The sequence below is a fragment of the Actinoalloteichus fjordicus genome (genome assembly GCF_001941625.1).
Taxonomy (GTDB): Bacteria; Actinomycetota; Actinomycetes; order Mycobacteriales; family Pseudonocardiaceae; genus Actinoalloteichus_A; species Actinoalloteichus_A fjordicus.
The window spans coordinates 2,456,593-2,473,655 of the sequence record NZ_CP016076.1 but is presented as its reverse complement, the minus strand read 5'-3'; the positions used below and the strand labels follow the sequence as shown (position 1 = coordinate 2,473,655).

At 69.4% G+C, this 17,063-nt stretch carries 19 protein-coding genes and 1 pseudogene; 3 read left to right on the top strand and 17 right to left on the bottom strand.

Going from position 1 to position 17,063, the window contains the following annotated elements; genetic code table 11:
- Positions 1–271: 271 nt before the first annotated feature.
- Positions 272–829, bottom strand: a pseudogene (gene ruvC, locus UA74_RS33460) (crossover junction endodeoxyribonuclease RuvC); the annotation flags it as partial.
- 312 nt (positions 830–1,141) lie between these two features.
- Here ruvC and UA74_RS11145 point away from each other — a divergent pair.
- Positions 1,142–1,516: a VOC family protein gene (locus UA74_RS11145; protein WP_075740196.1), complete on the top strand. Its 375-nt coding sequence runs from the start codon at positions 1,142–1,144 to the stop codon at positions 1,514–1,516.
- A gap of 291 nt (positions 1,517–1,807) precedes the next feature.
- Positions 1,808–2,308 carry a VOC family protein gene (locus UA74_RS11140; RefSeq protein ID WP_083683115.1) on the top strand — a complete coding sequence of 167 codons (501 nt, stop codon included), beginning with the start codon at positions 1,808–1,810 and terminating at the stop codon, positions 2,306–2,308.
- A gap of 569 nt (positions 2,309–2,877) precedes the next feature.
- Here the strand turns inward: UA74_RS11140 and UA74_RS11135 are convergent.
- The gene (locus UA74_RS11135; RefSeq protein WP_257787516.1) at positions 2,878–4,041 is read right to left on the bottom strand and encodes an FAD-dependent oxidoreductase; all 1,164 of its coding nucleotides are present in this window, start codon (positions 4,039–4,041) and stop codon (positions 2,878–2,880) included.
- 230 nt (positions 4,042–4,271) lie between these two features.
- Between UA74_RS11135 and UA74_RS11130 the strand changes: the two genes are divergently transcribed.
- Positions 4,272–4,892, top strand: a complete 621-nt coding sequence (locus UA74_RS11130) for a PadR family transcriptional regulator (protein ID WP_075740193.1) — start codon at positions 4,272–4,274, stop codon at positions 4,890–4,892.
- A gap of 67 nt (positions 4,893–4,959) precedes the next feature.
- Here the strand turns inward: UA74_RS11130 and UA74_RS11125 are convergent, their stop codons facing one another.
- The 15 genes from UA74_RS11125 to UA74_RS11055 all read right to left on the bottom strand — a co-directional run bounded on the left by UA74_RS11125 (position 4,960) and on the right by UA74_RS11055 (position 16,878).
- Positions 4,960–6,390: an acetyl-CoA carboxylase biotin carboxylase subunit gene (locus UA74_RS11125; protein WP_075743671.1), complete on the bottom strand. Its 1,431-nt coding sequence runs from the start codon at positions 6,388–6,390 to the stop codon at positions 4,960–4,962.
- Positions 6,391–6,395: 5 nt separating this feature from the next.
- On the bottom strand, positions 6,396–6,941 hold the full coding sequence (locus UA74_RS11120) for an acetyl-CoA carboxylase biotin carboxyl carrier protein (protein ID WP_075740192.1): 546 nt from the start codon (positions 6,939–6,941) through the stop codon (positions 6,396–6,398).
- Positions 6,938–8,653: an acetyl-CoA carboxylase, carboxyltransferase subunit beta gene (gene accD / locus UA74_RS11115; protein ID WP_075740191.1), complete on the bottom strand. Its 1,716-nt coding sequence runs from the start codon at positions 8,651–8,653 to the stop codon at positions 6,938–6,940. The genes UA74_RS11120 and accD overlap by 4 nt, the downstream gene beginning before the upstream one ends.
- 41 nt (positions 8,654–8,694) lie before the next feature.
- Positions 8,695–8,997: an antibiotic biosynthesis monooxygenase family protein gene (locus tag UA74_RS11110; RefSeq protein WP_075740190.1), complete on the bottom strand. Its 303-nt coding sequence runs from the start codon at positions 8,995–8,997 to the stop codon at positions 8,695–8,697.
- Complete coding sequence (locus UA74_RS11105) at positions 8,994–9,344, bottom strand: antibiotic biosynthesis monooxygenase family protein (RefSeq protein ID WP_075740189.1); 351 nt, start codon at positions 9,342–9,344, stop codon at positions 8,994–8,996. The genes UA74_RS11110 and UA74_RS11105 overlap by 4 nt, the downstream gene beginning before the upstream one ends.
- The gene (locus tag UA74_RS11100; RefSeq protein ID WP_075743670.1) at positions 9,344–10,096 is read right to left on the bottom strand and encodes an SDR family NAD(P)-dependent oxidoreductase; all 753 of its coding nucleotides are present in this window, start codon (positions 10,094–10,096) and stop codon (positions 9,344–9,346) included. The genes UA74_RS11105 and UA74_RS11100 overlap by 1 nt, the downstream gene beginning before the upstream one ends.
- A 37-nt stretch (positions 10,097–10,133) precedes the next feature.
- Positions 10,134–10,595, bottom strand: a complete 462-nt coding sequence (locus UA74_RS11095) for a DUF1772 domain-containing protein (RefSeq protein ID WP_075740188.1) — start codon at positions 10,593–10,595, stop codon at positions 10,134–10,136.
- A gap of 28 nt (positions 10,596–10,623) precedes the next feature.
- Entirely contained in the window at positions 10,624–11,091 is a 468-nt protein-coding gene (locus UA74_RS11090) for an SRPBCC family protein (protein ID WP_075740187.1), read from the bottom strand.
- Between the two features lie 4 nt (positions 11,092–11,095).
- The gene (locus tag UA74_RS11085; protein ID WP_075740186.1) at positions 11,096–11,356 is read right to left on the bottom strand and encodes an acyl carrier protein; all 261 of its coding nucleotides are present in this window, start codon (positions 11,354–11,356) and stop codon (positions 11,096–11,098) included.
- 58 nt (positions 11,357–11,414) lie between these two features.
- Entirely contained in the window at positions 11,415–12,656 is a 1,242-nt protein-coding gene (locus UA74_RS11080; protein ID WP_075740185.1) for a ketosynthase chain-length factor, read from the bottom strand.
- A 113-nt stretch (positions 12,657–12,769) separates the two neighbouring features.
- Positions 12,770–14,038, bottom strand: a complete 1,269-nt coding sequence (locus tag UA74_RS11075; RefSeq protein WP_075740184.1) for a beta-ketoacyl-[acyl-carrier-protein] synthase family protein — start codon at positions 14,036–14,038, stop codon at positions 12,770–12,772.
- Positions 14,035–14,463, bottom strand: a complete 429-nt coding sequence (locus UA74_RS11070) for a cupin domain-containing protein (protein ID WP_075740183.1) — start codon at positions 14,461–14,463, stop codon at positions 14,035–14,037. The genes UA74_RS11075 and UA74_RS11070 overlap by 4 nt, the downstream gene beginning before the upstream one ends.
- Positions 14,460–14,795 carry a TcmI family type II polyketide cyclase gene (locus tag UA74_RS11065; RefSeq protein WP_075740182.1) on the bottom strand — a complete coding sequence of 112 codons (336 nt, stop codon included), beginning with the start codon at positions 14,793–14,795 and terminating at the stop codon, positions 14,460–14,462. Before UA74_RS11065 ends, UA74_RS11070 begins: the two co-directional genes overlap by 4 nt.
- Before the next feature lie 339 nt (positions 14,796–15,134).
- The gene (locus tag UA74_RS11060) at positions 15,135–15,908 is read right to left on the bottom strand and encodes a hypothetical protein (RefSeq protein ID WP_075740181.1); all 774 of its coding nucleotides are present in this window, start codon (positions 15,906–15,908) and stop codon (positions 15,135–15,137) included.
- Positions 15,909–16,194: 286 nt separating this feature from the next.
- The gene (locus tag UA74_RS11055; RefSeq protein WP_075740180.1) at positions 16,195–16,878 is read right to left on the bottom strand and encodes an SDR family NAD(P)-dependent oxidoreductase; all 684 of its coding nucleotides are present in this window, start codon (positions 16,876–16,878) and stop codon (positions 16,195–16,197) included.
- Positions 16,879–17,063: the final 185 nt, after the last annotated feature.

The window sequence follows — 17,063 nt, the reverse complement described above, 5'->3', positions numbered from 1 at the left end:
ACGTCGGCTGCCCGCCCGGCGCCGGGGCCGTCGGCGCATCGGCAGGCGGCGTCCGACCGGCAGGCTTCCTCGGATCAGACTGCCGCGCCCGGCGGGCCGCCGAGGCAGCCGCCTGCGGCGGGGCGTCGGTCGCCTGCCTGGCGGCCCGGGGCGAGGCGGCCGCGCCCGCCGCCTGCCTGCCTCTCGGCTCGGCCGCAGCCCGCGTCGACCGGGCGGCGGCGTTCGGCGGCGTCGCGGGCCGGGCGGCGGGCACCGAGGCGGGCCGGGCGGGCCGAACGCCTGCTTCGGACAGCCGGGCGCGGTGGGCCTTGGCGAGCCGCTCGGACTCCGCCTCGGCCCTGGCCATCCGATCCATCACGGGTGCCCGCCAGAGGTGACAGACGGCCAGCGCGAGGGCGTCGGCGGCGTCGGCGGGCTTCGGCGGCTCGTCCAGCCGGAGCAGGCGGGTCACCATGGCGGTCACCTGGGCCTTGTCGGCCCGGCCGGACCCCGTGACGGCGGCCTTGACCTCGCTGGGCGTGTGGAATCGCACCGGGAGGCCCCGTCGCCCGGCCAGCAGCGCGACGACCCCGCCCGCCTGTGCGGTCCCCATCGCGGACCGCACGTTGTGCTGGCTGAAGACGCGCTCGACGGCGACCACGTCCGGCCGGTACTCGTCGAGCCACTGCTCGACTCCGTCGGCGATCAGCCCCAGCCGCACGGGCAGCTCGGCCTCCGGTGGGGAGCGCACGACGCCGACCGACACACAGGAGATCGCTCGGCCGGACCCGCCGTCCACCACGCCCAGACCGCACCGGGTCAGCCCCGGGTCAACACCGAGCACCCGCACCCCGCCGCCTCCCGCCCACGAACATCAGTTCGAGTGAGGCTACCGGTTGACCATGCCGCGCCGTGGCACCACGCGCACCACGAGTCCCGCCGATGGAACAGGGCGCTCGCGACGACGTCCGCCGGTGCCCCGGACGGCATACGCGAGCAACAGCAGCCGTGGAGCGCACGGTCGCAGAATCGACCCGAGGCCTTGCCTGCGCGGCGGCCGTGGCGTTCGCCTCATCCGATCCGGTTCCGGCCTGCCCTGCGGGCCGGGCCGCCTGCCAGAGATCCGTTGACTGCCCCGAGTCAGAGACGTAATATTCGTATTATGAGTATTACTGGCGTTCAGCTGTTCTCGGTTCCGGTGTCCGATCAGGACAAGGCACTGGAGTTCTACGTCGACAAGCTCGGATTCGAGTTGATCCTCGATCGAGATCTGGGCGGGCGACGATGGCTCCAGGTCGCACCGAAGGGATCGACCACCAGCATCGTGCTGGTCACCTGGTATCCGAGTCTGGTCCCCGGCAGCGTGCGCGGACTAATGCTGCTGACCTCGGACATCGACGCGGACTGCGCACGACTGTCGGCGGCCGGAGTCCCGGTGGACGGCCCGCAGGACCTGCCGTGGGGACGTCAGGCCGACATCACCGACCCGGACGGCAACATCATCGGCCTGACCACTCCGCCGCCCGCCTGGAACTGATTCGAAGCGACCGAGCAGCGCCGGCCGGCCGGCCCCATCGCCCGATCCCGTGGCCGGGCCGTCCGTCGCCCATCGCCCTACGAGTTCATTCACTCACTCTCCGCAGCAATTTCGGTGCCGCTCGATGCACGCAAGATGCATTCGAGTGGAATACGAGGCCTCTCCAGATATCGTGACCAAGCCTCATGAATGCGGCACCGAAGTGATTCCGTGCCATGCGACCGGAATCAGCAAGCAAGGAGTGACGGAATGAGAGCTGTAGTCACCTCGCAATGGATTTCCGGATTAGCGATGGCCGCCGCAGTGACCCTCGGCCTGACGTCGACGGCGGCCCCGCAAGACTCGAACGCCACTGCGAGCGCGGCGGCGAATTCGCCACAGCCGACCCAGCAGGTGGCGCGTTACGGACAGCCGACCTTGTACGGCCACGACCTGGTTCCGATGATCACCTTTTACGAGTCTCTCGGTTTCGAGGAGTTGTACCGAATGCCGGAGGACGGCGAGGGCCCGCCGGTCTTCGCGACTCTGCAGAATGACACCTTCTTCCTTGCGCTGGCCAGTGCCGACGAGATCAGTGATGCCACCGGCCTCGACTTCGGGCCGTTGCCGGGCCGTCGACGGAGCAACGACCTCACGGTCCTCGTCGAGGACGTGGACAAGACCTGGCGGGCGTCGATCCGGGCAGGCGGCCGCCCCGTGAGCAGGCCGCAGGACTTCTGGTGGGGCGAGCGCGGCGGCTTCGTCTCCGACCCCGCAGGCAACTACGTGCACATCTCGACGCACAACGAATAGGCGCCGTCCGCCTGGCCGCCGCCCCGGATGATCGGCGGCCCGGCTCGACGCCCCGCCACACCGCAGACGAACGCCGCCGGGCCGCCAGGCCGGGCGGCGTCTCGCGTGCGGTGGGAGGGCCCGGCGGGACGGCCGCAATGCCTCGGCCCAGGCCGAGGAGTTCGGACGGGCCGAGGCGCTCAGATCATCGGCCTGCTTCGGCTTCGACGCCGAACCGCAGGAGACCGGACGGCAGAACGGCACAGCCTGTTCGGCGCCCGCAGACGCCACGGCCGCGACGTCATCTCGGCAGACAGGCGCCCCGGCGCGAGGTCGAGTCGGGACCGTTTCCGGGAGTGCGCCCGGTCAGATCCGCACGCACCCCGACTCGCCGATGCGCGCCAAGGCCGAGGCGCTTCCTCGCCGAGGTACCCCGGCGCCGCAGCACCCAGAGCCCAGACCCTCCAGCGGCCAGGCCCGCTGCGCCCCGATCCTCGTGCACTCAGGCGTCCGCACGTGCCCGCCCTCCCCGCGCGCCCGCGGACCCCGCAGGCCTGCTGCGGGGTCCGCCGGTTCCAGCCCGTGCCGTGTCAGCCGTTGACGAGCACCTTCTCGTCCCACTCGATGTGGTGCTGATAGATCTCGGTGAACAAGTCGACGCCGTTCTTGAGAAAGAAGGGCAGCACCAGGTCCCGCGTGATCCGGCCCAGTAGTCCGGGCGGGGCCTTCCGGTCGCCGTTGCGTCGCGTCTCCTTGACGACGTTCTCCACCCGCGCCTTGCGGATGGACTGATAGGTGGCGAAGGCCTGCGACAGATCCGGGATGTCCCGCAGGCACTTGGCCAGCACGATGCAGTCCTCCAGCGCCATCGAGCCGCCCTGCCCCGAGTGCGGACCCATCGCATGGGCCGCGTCCCCGAGCAGGCAGACCCGACCCCGATGCCAGGTGGACAGCACCGGCATCTCCGAGACCGTGTACCGCACCATCGTCTCCTGCTTCGCCGCGATGATCGCGGGAATCGGGTCGTGATCGTTCCGGTGCAGCTCCAGCAGTCGCCGCTGCCAGGACTCGTCGGAGATCCCGGCCAGTTCGGCGGCACCGGGTTCGGTCTTCTGGTGGAAGTTCTCAAACCAGCAGACCTCCCCGGCGTCCGTCACCTGGTAGCCGAAGAAGCCGTTGAGGCAGAAGGTCATGTACATGGTGCCCTCGGTCGAGGCGAGGCCGGGGACACGGGTGTAGGCGCCGGTCCCGACGGTCCCGGTGAAGGCGGGCAGGGGCGCGTCGGGCAGGATCCGCCGCCGCACTTCGGAGTTGATGCCGTCACAGCCCACGAGGAAGTCCGCCTCCGCGGAGGTCCCGTCGGCGAACCGGGCGATGACGGAGTCCCGGTCGGTCTCGGTCAGGTCCACCAGACGCTTGTTCCACTCGACCCGGATGCCTCGATCCTCAGCCGCCTCCCGCACCGCCTTGGTGAGTCGACCTCGCTTCAAGGTGACCACCGGCTGCGGATTCCGGCCGAGGACCTTGGCCTTGTGATTGAGGAAGGCGATCCTCGGACTCGGGATGCCGACGGCTTCGACCTCCTCTCGAATCCCCAGTGTCTCGAGCACGTCTCGACCGTTGGGTGCTATTCCCAGGAAAGCGCCGACCTCGTCACGCGCCTCGGGTCGCCCTTCGTAGACGACGGCCTCGATGCCAGCTCGTTGGAGGAACATCGCCAATACCGGGCCCGCCACACCGCAACCGATGATCATAGCCCGCTTACGCGCAGAACTCGTCTCGCTCGCCATACGAAATACTTTAATTAAAGCACTCGGGTCAAGTCAACAGCGAATAGTGTCATGAATGACGTCATCTTGGCGGCAGAGTTGCGTCACCGCACGACACGGCGGGAGATTCGCCGAATCGCCGAGGGATGTCTTAGGGTGTGCACAACCGGTGCGATGGCTGTATATTCCTAGACGAATAAACCAGGAGGTCCCCCATGGCGAAGCGACGGGCGTCCAGCCCGTTGACGCTGGCAGTGTTGGCCTGCCTCGCTCAGCGTCCGATGCATCCCTACGAGATGGCCACGACCATGCGGGATCAGCATCACGACTCCGCAGTGAAGATCAACTTCGGTTCGCTGTACAACGCGGTCGAGACGCTGCGCAAGTCCGAGTTGATCGACGTGCAGAGCACCGGAAGGCAGGGCAACCGTCCAGAACGGACGATCTACGAGATCACCGACGACGGTCGCGAGGAGCTCGCACAGCGACTCCGCGAGCTGCTCAGCACTCCCATGAAGGAGTACACGCTGCTCGCGGCGGGGCTCACCTTCATGACGGCGCTCTCGCCCGACGACGTGGCCGCCCAGCTCGCGCTGCGGGCGCATCGACTGGAGAAGGAGGTCGAACGCGACCGCGAGGAGCTGCGCATCAGCAGCGAGGGCGGCAAGGACCGGCCGCCGCTGCCTCGGCTCTTCCTGGTGGAGGACGAATACCAGCTCGCACTCAAGGAGACTGAGCTGACGTGGGTGCGCAGCCTCCTCCAGGACATCAGCAGTCAGTCGCTCGACGGGGTCCAGGAGTGGCGAGACCTGCACACCGCACGCCGTGCCCGGTGACGAGACAGTCCCCGGACACGGCATGCCTGCGCCCCTGCCGCACGACCTGGGCGAGCAGCGAGGGTGCTCAGCTCGCTCGGTCGTGCACCTGTGTCTCCGCCGGCTCCACCGCCGCCTTCGACTGCTCCTCATCCAGGAACGACGTCGTGTGCTCGGCGAGCTGGAAGCTCGGATGGACCAAGACCTCACGGAGCAGCTCCTTGGTCGTGTGCACCCCGCGACCCCGGATGCGGAACTCCTGCAGCGCCCGGTCCATCCTGGCCAGTGCCTGCGGCCGATCCGGCGCCCAGGCGATCACCTTCGCCAGCAGCGAGTCGTAGTCCGGGGGGACGCGCCAGCCCGGATAGGCGCCGGTGTCGACTCGGACGAACTGCCCGCCGGGCGGGACGAACTCGCTCAACTCTCCCGGGCAGGGCGCGAAGTCCCGGTCCGGGTCCTCGGCGTTGACTCGACATTCGACCGCGACACCTCGCAGCTCCACCTCGTCCTGGGTGAAGGACAGCGGCATCCCCGCAGCCACCCGCAGCTGTTCCCGGATGAGGTCGATGCCGGTCACTGCCTCGGTCACGGGGTGCTCGACCTGGATTCGACAGTTGACCTCGATGAAGGCCGCCTCGTCGCCGTCGACCAGGAACTCGAAGGTCCCGGCGCCCGTGTACCCCGCGGCGCGGGCCCCCTGCACGGCATGCTCGGCGAGCCTGCGCGCCAGATCCCGGCTCAGCCCCGGCGCCGGGCTCTCCTCGATGAGCTTCTGGTGCCTGCGCTGCACCGAGCAGTCCCGCTCCCCCAGGTGCACCACGTTGCCGTGCTCGTCGGCGAGGATCTGCACCTCGACGTGCCGGGCCTTCTCCCAGAAGCGTTCGAGGTAGACCCGCTCGTCGCCGAACACCGCGCGCGCCGCCGCCCTGGTCGCTCGGTAGGTCGGCAGCAGCTCCGCCCAGTCCCGCACCACCGCCATGCCCCGGCCGCCGCCGCCCGCCGTCGCCTTGATGATCAGCGGCAGGCCGATCCGATTCGCCTCCTCGACCACCTCGCCCGCGCTGCGCACCGGCTCGATCGTGCCCGGCAGCACCGGCAGGCCTGCCTCGGCCATCAGTGCTCGGGCCAACGACTTGTCCCCGAGTCGGGAGACGACCTCGGGCCGAGGGCCGATGAACACCAGTCCGTTGCGCGCGCAGATCTCCGCGAAGTCGGGGTCCTCGGAGAGGAAGCCGTACCCGGGATGCACCGCCTGCGCGCCGCTCTGCAACGCCGCCTCGATGATCGCCGGGGCGAACAGGTAGCTGCGTTTCGGCGCGGCCGGACCGATCTGGACCGAGTGGTCGGCGGCCAGCACCGCCGCAGAGTCGCGGTCCACCGTGGAGTGCACCACCACCGAGCGGATGCCCATCTCGCGACAGGTCCGCACCACCCGCAGCGCGATCTCGCCCCGATTGGCGATCAGGACGGTGTCGAACGGCCTGACCTGCGTCGCGATCTCCCGGACCGGGTCCGGCATGCTGCTCACTCCTCCTCCACGTGCTCGAGGAGCACCAGGGCCTGGCCGTACTCGACCGGCTGACCGTCGCCGACGACCACCTCGACGACCCGACCGCGATGCTCGGTGAGGATCGGGTTCATCAGCTTCATCGCCTCCATGATCCCGATCTGCTGGCCGGGCTCGACGACGTCGCCGATCTCGACGAATGGTCGGGCGCCCGGCTCCTCGGCTCGGTAGAAGGTGCCCACCAACGGGGCACAGACGGCCTGTCGCTCGACGCCGTCCGACTCGGCGGCCTGCGGCGGCACGGCGGCGGCCACGGCTGCCGAAGCGGGTGCACCCTCGGCGGGAGTCTGGCCCGCACCCGGCCACTCGACCTCGATGCTGGCGCAGCCGAAGCGGACGTTGACCCGCATCGGATGCTGCGGTGTCGTCCGCACCACGTCGGAGACGCTGCGGCAGAGGAGCTGGAGAGCGTCCTGGGCCCCCAGCGCGGCCACCGCGACGTCCATCGAGCTCTCGTCGAGCGACTGCCCGTTCCTCGGCGGGTGCACGTCTACGCCGGTCATTTCCGGATCTCCTTCACGTCGTTGGCCGCCGAGGCGACTCCGAAGCGCCGGAACCTCCGTCGCCGCTCGGCGACGAGATCGGCACCGTCACGTCCGCGCAGCTCACGTACCGCACAGATCACCGCGTCCCGCACCGTCTCCGCCGCCGAGGCCGGATCGAAGTGCGCGCCGCCGGGCGGCTCGGGAATCACCCCGTCGACGACCCCGAGCCGCAGCAGCGACGCGGCGTCCAGCCACAGGGCGGACGCGGCCGTCGGAGCGGCCTCGGGGGTCTTCCAGAGGATCGCGGCACAGCCCTCCGGACTGATCACCGAGTAGATCGCGTTCTCGCAGAGCAGCACGCGATCTCCGGCGGCCAGAGCGATTGCGCCACCGCTGCCGCCTTCTCCCGTGATCACGCTGACCACGGGGACGGGCAGGCCGCCGATCACGCGCAGACACTCCGCGATGGCCCCCGCCTGGTTGTTCTCCTCGGCCGCCAGACCGGGGTCGGCGCCCGGCGTGTCCACCAGGGTCACCACCGGGACGCCCATCCTGGCGGCGAGCTGCATCAACCGGATCACCTTGCGGTACCCGGCAGGCGAGGGCATCCCGAAGCCTCGGCGCACCATCTCGGCCGTGGTGTGGCCCTTCTGGTGTCCGATGACCACGACCGGCAGGCCCTCCAACAGCCCGACTCCGCCGACGACGGCCGGGCAGTCCGCGCCCCGACGGTCGCCGTGGAGTTCGATGAACCCGTCCATCCAGTACGCCATGTGATCGAGCGTCGTCGGCCGCCGCAGGTGTCGTGCGGTGGCGACGAGTTCGCCGATCTCCCGGCCGGGCAGTCGGTCGACGTCGGTGGTGACCGGATCGACGCGCTCGGCTCCCCAGTCGGCCGCGACCGGGGAGTCCCCCGAGAGCAGCACGTCCAGGACGTGCGGCAGCTCGGAACGCGGACGCACGTCGTCGACGAGGCCGTGCGCCCGCAGGAACTCGGCGGTCTGGAAGCCCTCCGGGAGACGCTGCCGGATCGTCTGCTCGATCACGCGCGGCCCGGCGAAGCCCATTCGCGCGCCCGGCTCGGCGATGATCAGGTCCGAGAGGGTGGCGAAGGAGGCGGCCACGCCTCCATAGGTGGGGTCGGTGATCAGGCTGATGGTCAGCAGCCCCGCCTCACCCAGTGCCGCGATGGCGTTGCTCGTCTTGGCCATCTGCATCAGCGACAGCGCCCCCTCCTGCATGCGGGCGCCGCCGGAGGCGGTGACCAGCAGGAGAGGGCAGCCCTGTTCGAGGGCGGTCTCGGCGGCACAGGTGATCGCCTCACCCGCCGCCGTGCCCAGACTTCCGCCGAGGAACCGGAAGTCCATGATCGCCGCGACGACCTGGTGCCCACGCAGACTGGCGTGCACCACCGTCACCGCGTCGTCGAGGCCGGTGTCCCGCCGCGCTTTGGCCAGTCGCTGCGGGTAGGGCACCAGATCGGTGAAGGTCAGGGGGTCGTCGACCGTGGCCTGGAGGTCGACGGGTTTCACCGTCCCGACGTCGAAGAGCTGGTCGATCCGTTGCCGGGCGGTCAGCGGGCCGTGTCGCCCGCACTCCGGGCAGACCTGGCCCAGTCGGTCGAAGCGCCTCCGGTAGATCAACGTGTGACAGCCGCGGCAGTGGAACCAGTCGGACTCCGTCCCGTCCGCCGAGGCCGCACGGGTCGTCTGCTTCCAGGTGCTGGTCATCGTGCCCCCGTCCCAAGAGCTGAGCGGTGGAGAGCGGCGGACTAGTACGCCGCCGCCACCTGATAGATCGCGAAGGGAACCGGCAGCCGCGTGTCGCGGAAGGGCCGCAGCGGCGCCGTGCTGTCCCGGTGCGTTGCGCCCTGTTCCCAGGCCTGGAAAGCCTCGAGACTCTCCCAGGAACTGGCCACCACGAACCCGCTCTGGTCGTGCACCGATCGCAGCAGCTCGTTGCCGCGCAGCCCGGGAACGCCCTGAAGTTGATGGCTGGCCTGGTGGTAGGCCTGCTCGATGGCGGAGGGGTCCTCGGCCGCGTGATAGACGAGGACCCGCACCTCCCCCGTCATCGAGCGGCCTCCCACTCCCGATGTGTCACATCGGCGCCATCGCCCCGAAGATGGGCGACGACGTGCATGGTCGTCATGGAGCCGCCGGACCGGTAGGGATGGAGCTGCTGCCGGTGCTGGAGGTGGCGGTCGCTGGTCTCGAACTCGCGGAAGAGCGGCTCGCTCACCCAGTCGCTGACGATGTAGTAGACGCCCTCCTCGTCACTGCGCGACAGCCACTGGCCGAGGTTGGCCGGATGCGAGGTGACGGAGTCGCCGACTTCGAGCCAGACCCGCTCGAAGTCCTGCTCCATTCCCGGCTTGATCTGCATGCGAAGCATCACGCGAAAAGCAGTGGATTCAGACATCAGGAGATTCCTCCGTCGACGTGGATAGTGGCGCCGGTGACGTAACGGGACAGGTCGCTGGCCAGCCAGAGGACCGCACCCGCGACCTCCTCCGGCTTGCCGAGCCTGCCGAGGGCGGTCTTGTCGCTGTAGCGCTGAACCATCAGTTCGCGCTGCTCGGCAGGCATCGCCTGCATGGCCTCGGTCTCGATGACGCCGAGGGCCAGGACGTTGAATCGATAGCCCTTCTTGCCGAACTCCTTGGCCAGGGACCGGCTCAGTCCGCGCAGCGCCGCCTTGGTCGCGGTGTAGTGCGCGCGCAGCGGAATGCCGACCTCGGAGGACTTCGAGCCGATGCTGATCACCGAGGCTCCCTCGCTCAGCAGCGGCAGGGAGTGCTGGATCACCAGGTGCGACGCGGTGAGGTTGGTGTCGATGACTCGTCGCCACTCGGCGAGGTCGAGATCGCCGTAGGGGACGTGGCTGATCGCGCCTGCGTTGTTCACCACCAGGTCGAGATGCCCGAGGTGCTTGCCCGCCTCGTCCAGCAGCTCGGCGATCTGGGTCGGCTCGGCCAGGTCGGCCAGCACGACGCGGTGATTGCCGCCGATCTCCTTCAGCTCGCGTTCCAGGGAGGCGACCGCCTCGCTCTCCTGCCGGTGGCAGGTGACCACGTCGACACCCGCCCTCGCCAGCGCCAGCACCACCCCCCGCCCGACGCCACGGGTGCCGCCGGTCACCAGTGCCTTCTTGCCCTTGAGATTGAGGTCCATCATCTTCCTCTCGTGATGTACGCGAAGATCGACGTGATCAGAGGAGCAGCCCGGCGACGAGGCAGTTGACCAGCAGTGCGAGTACCGCCAGGGTGCTCCGCGTCTGGTTCCAGCCGCCCCAGCTCCGCCGGGGATCGACCCGATCGAAGTCGGCGGGCAGATCGTCCGGGTCGAGCCGCTGGATCCACTTGTTGACGGGGACGTTCTTGATCAGCGAGATAAGCACGGTGCCCAGGGCCAGCAATGCCGCCAAGGCGCATAACAGCCGCAGCGCCGGAGTGGGCGCCACGACGAGCAGCACCCCGTCGAGGAGCACCGTGAGGAGCAGACACGCAGGCATGAACGGGTCGTAGCGAGTGGAGAAGAAGGCGTGTGCGTGGACGTAGCGCCCGGGCGGCAGCGACGCCAGCAACGGCCAGCCGCCGAGTTGTGTACCTACCAACACACCCGCCGACAGGCCGTTGGCTAACAGTGCCAACGGCAGGAGCACCTGTAACACCCCACACCTCCACCTGTGGTCGACCCGCTCATCTGGAGACGGTGGCCTCGGCCGCGACGGCCTCGACCTTCTGCTTGATCAGAGCCATCTGGATCGGCGTGTTGCGATTGAGTCGCTCCGTCATCGCCGCGTCCGTCGCGGGCGCCTGCGGGCGCATCTCGAAGTCCTGCACCCAGCGCATGCGCACGCCCTCGTCGGTCTGCAGGTACTCCCAGTAGATCCACATGTACTTGAAGGGGCCCGTCTCGATGCGCTGGGAACGCACCGTCCTGGTGGCCTCGTCGGGGGTGCGGGCGGAGACCCAGCTCCACACCTTCCCGTTCTCGTCCGGGTGCAGCGCGAGGCGGAAGATGATGGTGCCCTCGCGCAGCTCGATGATCTCGGCCTGGCTGTACTCGCTGAACAGCTCCGTCCACGACTCGATGTCGTTGGTCATGTCCCAGACCAGGTCCATCGGTGCGTCGATGATGATCTCGTTCTCGGTGTGACCCGCCACGGCTTCAGACCCCTGCCTTCTCGATCTGCGTGTTGATGAAGTGGACCGCCTTCGAAGGCGTTCCAGACTCGGTAACGATGTCGTCCGGGATCGGCACGCCGTAGCGGCGCTGCACGATGCTGGCGAACTCCAGGACGGCCAGCGAGTCGTAGCCCAGCTCGTCGAACTCGAGGTCTCCGATGTCGGAGTCCAGGTCGACGCCCTCGTCGACGCCTGCGCTGGTGCGCATGATCTCCCGCAGTTCCTCCAGGGTGAACCTGCTCATCCGGGTGTCTCCTTCCCGTGTCTGCTGCTCGAAAGCGGGTCGAGGTCGAGCCCCCGCGTCAGTCGTCCACACCGCGCCCGAGCACGAGAGCGGCGTTGAATCCCCCGTATCCCCTGGCCAGGACCAGCGCGGTCCGCAGCGGTGCGCTCCTGGGCTGTCCCAGGACCAGGTCGATCTCGATGCCGGGTGCGAGGCGGGTGGGCCCCGCTGTGAACGGGATGACCCCTTCTCGCAGGGCGAGCAGGGCGGTGGCCACGTCCAGGGACCCGCCGCCGCCGTAGAGCCGGCCGGTCAGGGTCTTAGGCGCGGTGACCGGGACCGCCTTGGCGCCGAACACCGAGGTGATGGCGGCGGCCTCGGCCAGGTCGGCCTCGCGATCACCGGCGGCGTCGGCGAAGACCACGTCGATGTCGGCAGGAGTCAGCCCCGCGTCCGCAACGGCACGCTCGATGGTGCGGCGCAGCACCGGCGGACGCGCGGAGTCCGGCGGCGGGTCGAAGCCCGCCGCATAACCGAGCACCGAGCCGTACCCGACACCGGCGCCGCGCTGCCTGGCCCCCTCGGCGCTCTCCATGATCATGATGGCGCCGCCCTCACCGGGCAGGTAGCCGGCGGCATCGACGTCGAAGGGCAGGTAGGCCCGGTCCGGGTCCTCGCTGTCGGACAGTCGACCGGTCGCGAGCTGCGCGACGAGACCGTACGGGCACAGCGAGGCGTCGGTGCCGCCGCTGACCACCAGCCTCGCGTCGGTGCGCAGCAGCCTGCGGGCCTGTCCGACGGCGTCGATGCCGCCCGCCTGCTCGTTGCACACCACGCCGCAGGAGCCGCGCATCCCGTGTCGGATGGAGACCTGTCCCGTGGTCGCCGCGTAGAACCAGGCGATCGACTGATACGCGCCGACCCAGGACGGGCCGTTCTGGTAGAGCCGTTCCATCTCGTGCTGGCCGAACTCGGTGCCGCCCGACGAACCCGCCGTGACGACCGCCATCTCGTACTCCGGCAGCTCGGCGGGCACCACCCCGGCGTCGTCGAGCGCGGCCTGGGCCGCGGCCAGTCCCAGGTGAGTCCAGTGGTCGGTCTGCGGGATCAACCTGCCGGGCACGTGCTCCTTGGCCACGAACCCCGGCACCTGACCCGCCAGCTTGACCGGGTAGGGCGACGGATCGAAACGGCTGATCCGGCTGATGCCGGACTTGCCTGCCAACACCGCCTGCCAGTGCGCCTCGACACCGAGGCCCGTGGGGGCGACCACGCCGATGCCGGTGACAACGGTTCCGGTCGCGCGAACGGATGCGGTCATCGCTGGGCCTTCCTCGTGCGGGTTTCCTGACGCTGATCCGGCTCCGCTCTTAGAGCCTGTTTTTGATTCCCACTTTCCTGTTGCGCGGGGCCAGGGGGATCAAAAACAGGCTCTTACAGCGGAGCCACCGCTCCCGGCCGGGCCAGGAGCATGGCGCTCTGGAAGCCGCCGAAACCGCTGCCGACGCTGAGCACGACGTCCATGTCGTGGTCCCGAGCGATCTTCGGCACGTAGTCCAGGTCGCACTCCGGGTCGGAGTTCTCCAGGTTGGCCGTCGGCGGCACGACCTGCCGATCGAGAGCCAGTGCGCAGGCGGCGACCTCGATCGAGCCGATGGCCCCGAGCGAGTGGCCGACCATCGACTTGATGGAGCTGACGGGCACCTCATAGGCACGCTCGCCGAGGCTGCGTTTGAAGGCGGCCGTCTCGTGGCGGTCGTTCTGCTTGGTCCCGGAGCCGTGCGCGTTGATGTAGTCGACGTCGGAGGGGTTGATCCTGGCCTGGTCGAGCGCGACGCGGATCGCCTCGGCCATCTCCCTGCCGTCGGGCTTGAGGCCCGTCATGTGGAAGGCGTTGCTCCGCCCGGCGAAGCCGACCAGCTCGGCATAGACGTGCGCGCCCCGTCGCCGAGCGGACTCGGCGTCCTCCAGCACCATGATCGCGCTGCCTTCGCCGAGGACGAATCCGTTGCGCGTGGCGTCGAAGGGCCGGGAGGCGTGCTCCGCATCGTCGTTGCGGGGCGAGGTGGCCTTGATGGCGTCGAAGCAGGCTGCCGTGATCGGGGAGAGCGGCGCGTCGGTGGCACCGGCGATCACGATGTCGGCGCTGCCCTCCCTGATGAGCGCCGCTCCATGACCGACCGCGTCGAGCCCGGACGTGCAGCCGGTGGAGATCAGACTGACCGGCCCCTCGGCCGCCACGTCCCTGGCCACCTCGACCGCCAAGGTGCTCGGCACCATGTAGCCGTAGAGGTGCGGCACCCCGTAGCTGTGGTCGACCAGCCAGTTCCGCCCGTTGTCGGAGAGGACCGCGTACTCCTCCTCCAGGCCCATCGTGCAGCCGACCGCGCTACCGACGCTCACTCCGACGCGGCCGGGGTCCGCCGTCAGATCGACTCCGCTGTCGGCCAACGCCTCCCTGGCGCTGACCACCGCGAACTGTGCGGCCCGGTCCATCCGGCGGATCTCACGGGCGGTCAGGCCCGCCGCGGTCGCGTCGAAGTCGGCCTCGGCGGCGATCTGCGAGCGGAACTTCGACGGGTCGAACATGCTGATCGTCCGGGTGGCGGTGCGCCCGGCGGTGAGCAGGTCCCAGAAGGCCTCTCGGCCGACCCCGCCTGGCGCGACGACCCCGATGCCGGTGACGACGACCTTGCGATTCACCTGGGCCCTCCGACATCCGGGTTCGGCGCGTCGGGGGCGGTGGGCTTCTCGGTGTCGACATGACCGAGCTCCGGCCGGGGGGCCAACGGCGAGAGATGGAAGACCGCATGTGCCCGGACCTCGCCGACGTTGACCAGCCGGTGACGCACGCCGATCGGCACCAGCAGGGAGTCGCCGGGGCCGAGCGAGACCGGGACGTCGTCCAGGCTCATCTCCAGGCTGCCCTCGACGACGTGCAGGAACTCCTCGGAGTGCGGGTGATAGTGCTCGGTGACGAACTCACCGGGCTCGAGCCAGAGGATGCCGCCGAAGCCGGAGGTGCAGCCGACGGTCTTCGGGCTGAGCGTGACGCGCAGATCCCCACCGCGCTTGCGGTTCGGTGCGGCGTCGGAAGAGTTGATCTTGACTGGTCGTGTCGCGGTCACGCGATCCTCCCCTGCTCAGATGTCCAGACGTAGAACGGCGAAGCCATCGCGTCCCTCGGCTCCTTCCAGTTCGGGTCGTAGGGCGACACGAACTCGGTGAGCCGGGTGTTGATGTCGGTGTAGAGAGGGTGCGACCGCGCCCGGTAAAGGTCTGGCTGGATGTCCTGATCCGCCTCGACCAGATGGAAGTAGAGGTCGTGGAAGTTGAAGAGGGTGCGTCTGGACACCCCGACCATCCTGGGGAGGTCGGTCGCGTCCGACTCGGCGAACACCTCTGCGATATGAGCGGGATCGTCGGTCTTGAGCTTGGCGACGATCAGAGTGCGATGCACGGTCGGCCTCCTGCGGTCGCGCGGTCGAGCGGACCCGACGAGCGTGACAATCGACCCTCAACGGGGCCTCGAACCGAACTGGAGCCCTGGTCGACCGGTGATGGGCGGCAGGCAGCCCGACGCGAAACCCTTTCAGAACAGCGCAAAGACGTCGGCCCGCTCGTCGGGGCCTTCTCCCGCCTTCCGCACTCGTCCGCAGGCCTGTCACCAGCGCTGCGACCGGGCGAGGAGGCCTGGAGAACGACTGGGCAGACCGAGGATTCGCGCCTGCACTTGCACCCGTCGACGGCACAACAGATCGACGAGGTCAGTCGCTCCTGATCACTCGATCGGCGAAGATCACTCGGTAGGGGGACACGACAACAGGACGACCTCGTCCGCAAGCAGTCCGAACTCCCATTCGACGGAGGCCGAGATGCCCGCGTCGAGTTCGGCGGCCAGCGTCGCGACCAGCCTGGCCCCCGCCGGATCGAGGACCGGAATGCGGCGACGGCCGCGGGGCACGGAGCGCCCCTCGGTGCCGCCGAAGGCCGCCCGGGTCGCGATCGGCTTGTCGACCACTCGCTCCCGCAGCACCCGGAGTCCGTCTGCGGTGAGCCACAGCTCGTCGAAGTACGGCGGTCCGTCCACGGCCTCTGCCAGTCCCCAACAGGTGCGCAGCCGCACCGTCTCGTCCCGCAGGACCGCCAGGACGGTGGCCTCCACGTCGACGAACCGCTGCACCGCGACGACGAGCCGGGCGTCCGCCCTCGGTTCCATGCCCGCGGCGACCATGACGAGTTCGACGAGGGTCTCCGACAGCACGTCCGCGTCGAGATTGTTCAGCACGGGGCCGACACGTCGGTCGGGCTCGCCCTCGATCACCAGCCAGGCGCGCACCGAGAACGACTTCTCGACGACGTGCTCGAGCGCGGCCGACCTGGACGGCCTGTCCGCCCGCCACTGCGGCATCGGACCACTCAGCACCACGGTGCCGGGATTGGCGACCCGACCGAAGGTGCCTGCCTGCACGGCCAGTTCCGCTCCCATGTACCGCGCCTCACGACAGCGACTCTCCGTGATCGGCAGCACCAGCAGCCTGCCAGAAGCGGAGTCGCCCCGGTCGGCGTCCATACCAGCGGTACCGTCCTCCCGAACCGGGTCTGCATGCCCAGGGGAATCGAAAAGTAGCCGTACTACGTATACGTTACGCGACGGCGCCCTCCCAGTCATCGGCCGAACCGCGTATGACTGCTTCCGTTCACGAACCGGCCCGCCCGAGCGGGGCCTGCCGAGGCCGGACGACGGCGACCAGCGAGGCCCCCGACGTCGAGGACGGGCCGCCGCTCCGACGCGGCGGCACGAAAGCCTCGACGGGCGCGATGGCCGCCTCGGGAACGAAGACGGCAGGCATCGCCGATCACCACGGCAGCACCTGTGTCCCCCGCAGGAATCGGCCGGACGGCCCGTCGTCGGGCAGCGTCGCGGCATCCGCGATCAGTTCGCCCGCCTCCTCGGGACTGCGTTCGGCACGGGGCATCATCCGGGTCCGTGTGGGGCCGGGGTTGACGGCGTTGACGAGCACTCCAGTGTTCTCGGTCTGCGCGGCGAGCATGGTGGTGAGGCCGTTGAGCGCGGTCTTGGAGACGGAGTATCCCGGTGCGCCGGTGAAGAGGCCGTTGCTGAACGATCCCGTCCCGCTGGAGACGATCACCACCCGTCCCCAGCCCCGCGTGACCATGTCCGGCACGAAGGCCTGCGACACCCGCCACGAGCCGAGCACGTTGACGGCGAGGGTGTCTCGTACCAGGTCGAGATCGACCGTGAGGGGATCACCGCCGCCGTCCAGCAGGACGCCCGCGTTGTTGACCAGCACGTCCACCGGGCCGATCAGCGCACGGGCGGCCAGGACGCTCGTCGAGTCGGTCACGTCCAGGACGCATCCCGAGGCCCCCGCGCCCAGTTCGGCCGCCGCCTGCTCCACCGAGGACCGATCGCGACCCGCCAGCACCACCCGCAGCCCTCTGGCATGCAGTGCGGCGGCCACCGCCCGGCCGAGTCCCCTGTTCGCGCCCGTGACCAGCGCGGTACGTCCAGTGCTCACCTGATCCTCCTCACCTGGTCACCCCGGGCGGGTTCGCCCCTGGGCGGCTCGCCGCCGACCGGCGGGCACTCGCACGTCCGCCGACGGATCGCCTGGCAGATCGTGTTCCGCGTCGCTCGACGATCACTGGGACGTCCGCCCGTGAGCTGCGAAGAGCCTCGGTGCTCCCATCGGTCTTTGAGCGC

Bases quoted from the DNA above. Each gene is read 5' to 3' on its own strand.
- UA74_RS11060 (WP_075740181.1), bottom strand. From the start codon at position 15,908: ATGGACGCCGACCGGGGCGACTCCGCTTCTGGCAGGCTGCTGGTGCTG.
- UA74_RS11100 (WP_075743670.1), bottom strand. From the start codon at position 10,096: ATGGACCTCAATCTCAAGGGCAAGAAGGCACTGGTGACCGGCGGCACC.
- UA74_RS11145 (WP_075740196.1), top strand. From the start codon at position 1,142: ATGAGTATTACTGGCGTTCAGCTGTTCTCGGTTCCGGTGTCCGATCAG.
- UA74_RS11105 (WP_075740189.1), bottom strand. From the start codon at position 9,344: ATGTCTGAATCCACTGCTTTTCGCGTGATGCTTCGCATGCAGATCAAG.
- UA74_RS11120 (WP_075740192.1), bottom strand. From the start codon at position 6,941: ATGACCGGCGTAGACGTGCACCCGCCGAGGAACGGGCAGTCGCTCGAC.
- UA74_RS11135 (WP_257787516.1), bottom strand. From the start codon at position 4,041: ATGATCATCGGTTGCGGTGTGGCGGGCCCGGTATTGGCGATGTTCCTC.
- UA74_RS11085 (WP_075740186.1), bottom strand. From the start codon at position 11,356: ATGAGCAGGTTCACCCTGGAGGAACTGCGGGAGATCATGCGCACCAGC.
- UA74_RS11125 (WP_075743671.1), bottom strand. From the start codon at position 6,390: ATGCCGGACCCGGTCCGGGAGATCGCGACGCAGGTCAGGCCGTTCGAC.
- UA74_RS11110 (WP_075740190.1), bottom strand. From the start codon at position 8,997: ATGACGGGGGAGGTGCGGGTCCTCGTCTATCACGCGGCCGAGGACCCC.
- UA74_RS11080 (WP_075740185.1), bottom strand. From the start codon at position 12,656: ATGACCGCATCCGTTCGCGCGACCGGAACCGTTGTCACCGGCATCGGC.
- UA74_RS11140 (WP_083683115.1), top strand. From the start codon at position 1,808: ATGGCCGCCGCAGTGACCCTCGGCCTGACGTCGACGGCGGCCCCGCAA.
- UA74_RS11130 (WP_075740193.1), top strand. From the start codon at position 4,272: ATGGCGAAGCGACGGGCGTCCAGCCCGTTGACGCTGGCAGTGTTGGCC.
- accD (WP_075740191.1), bottom strand. From the start codon at position 8,653: ATGACCAGCACCTGGAAGCAGACGACCCGTGCGGCCTCGGCGGACGGG.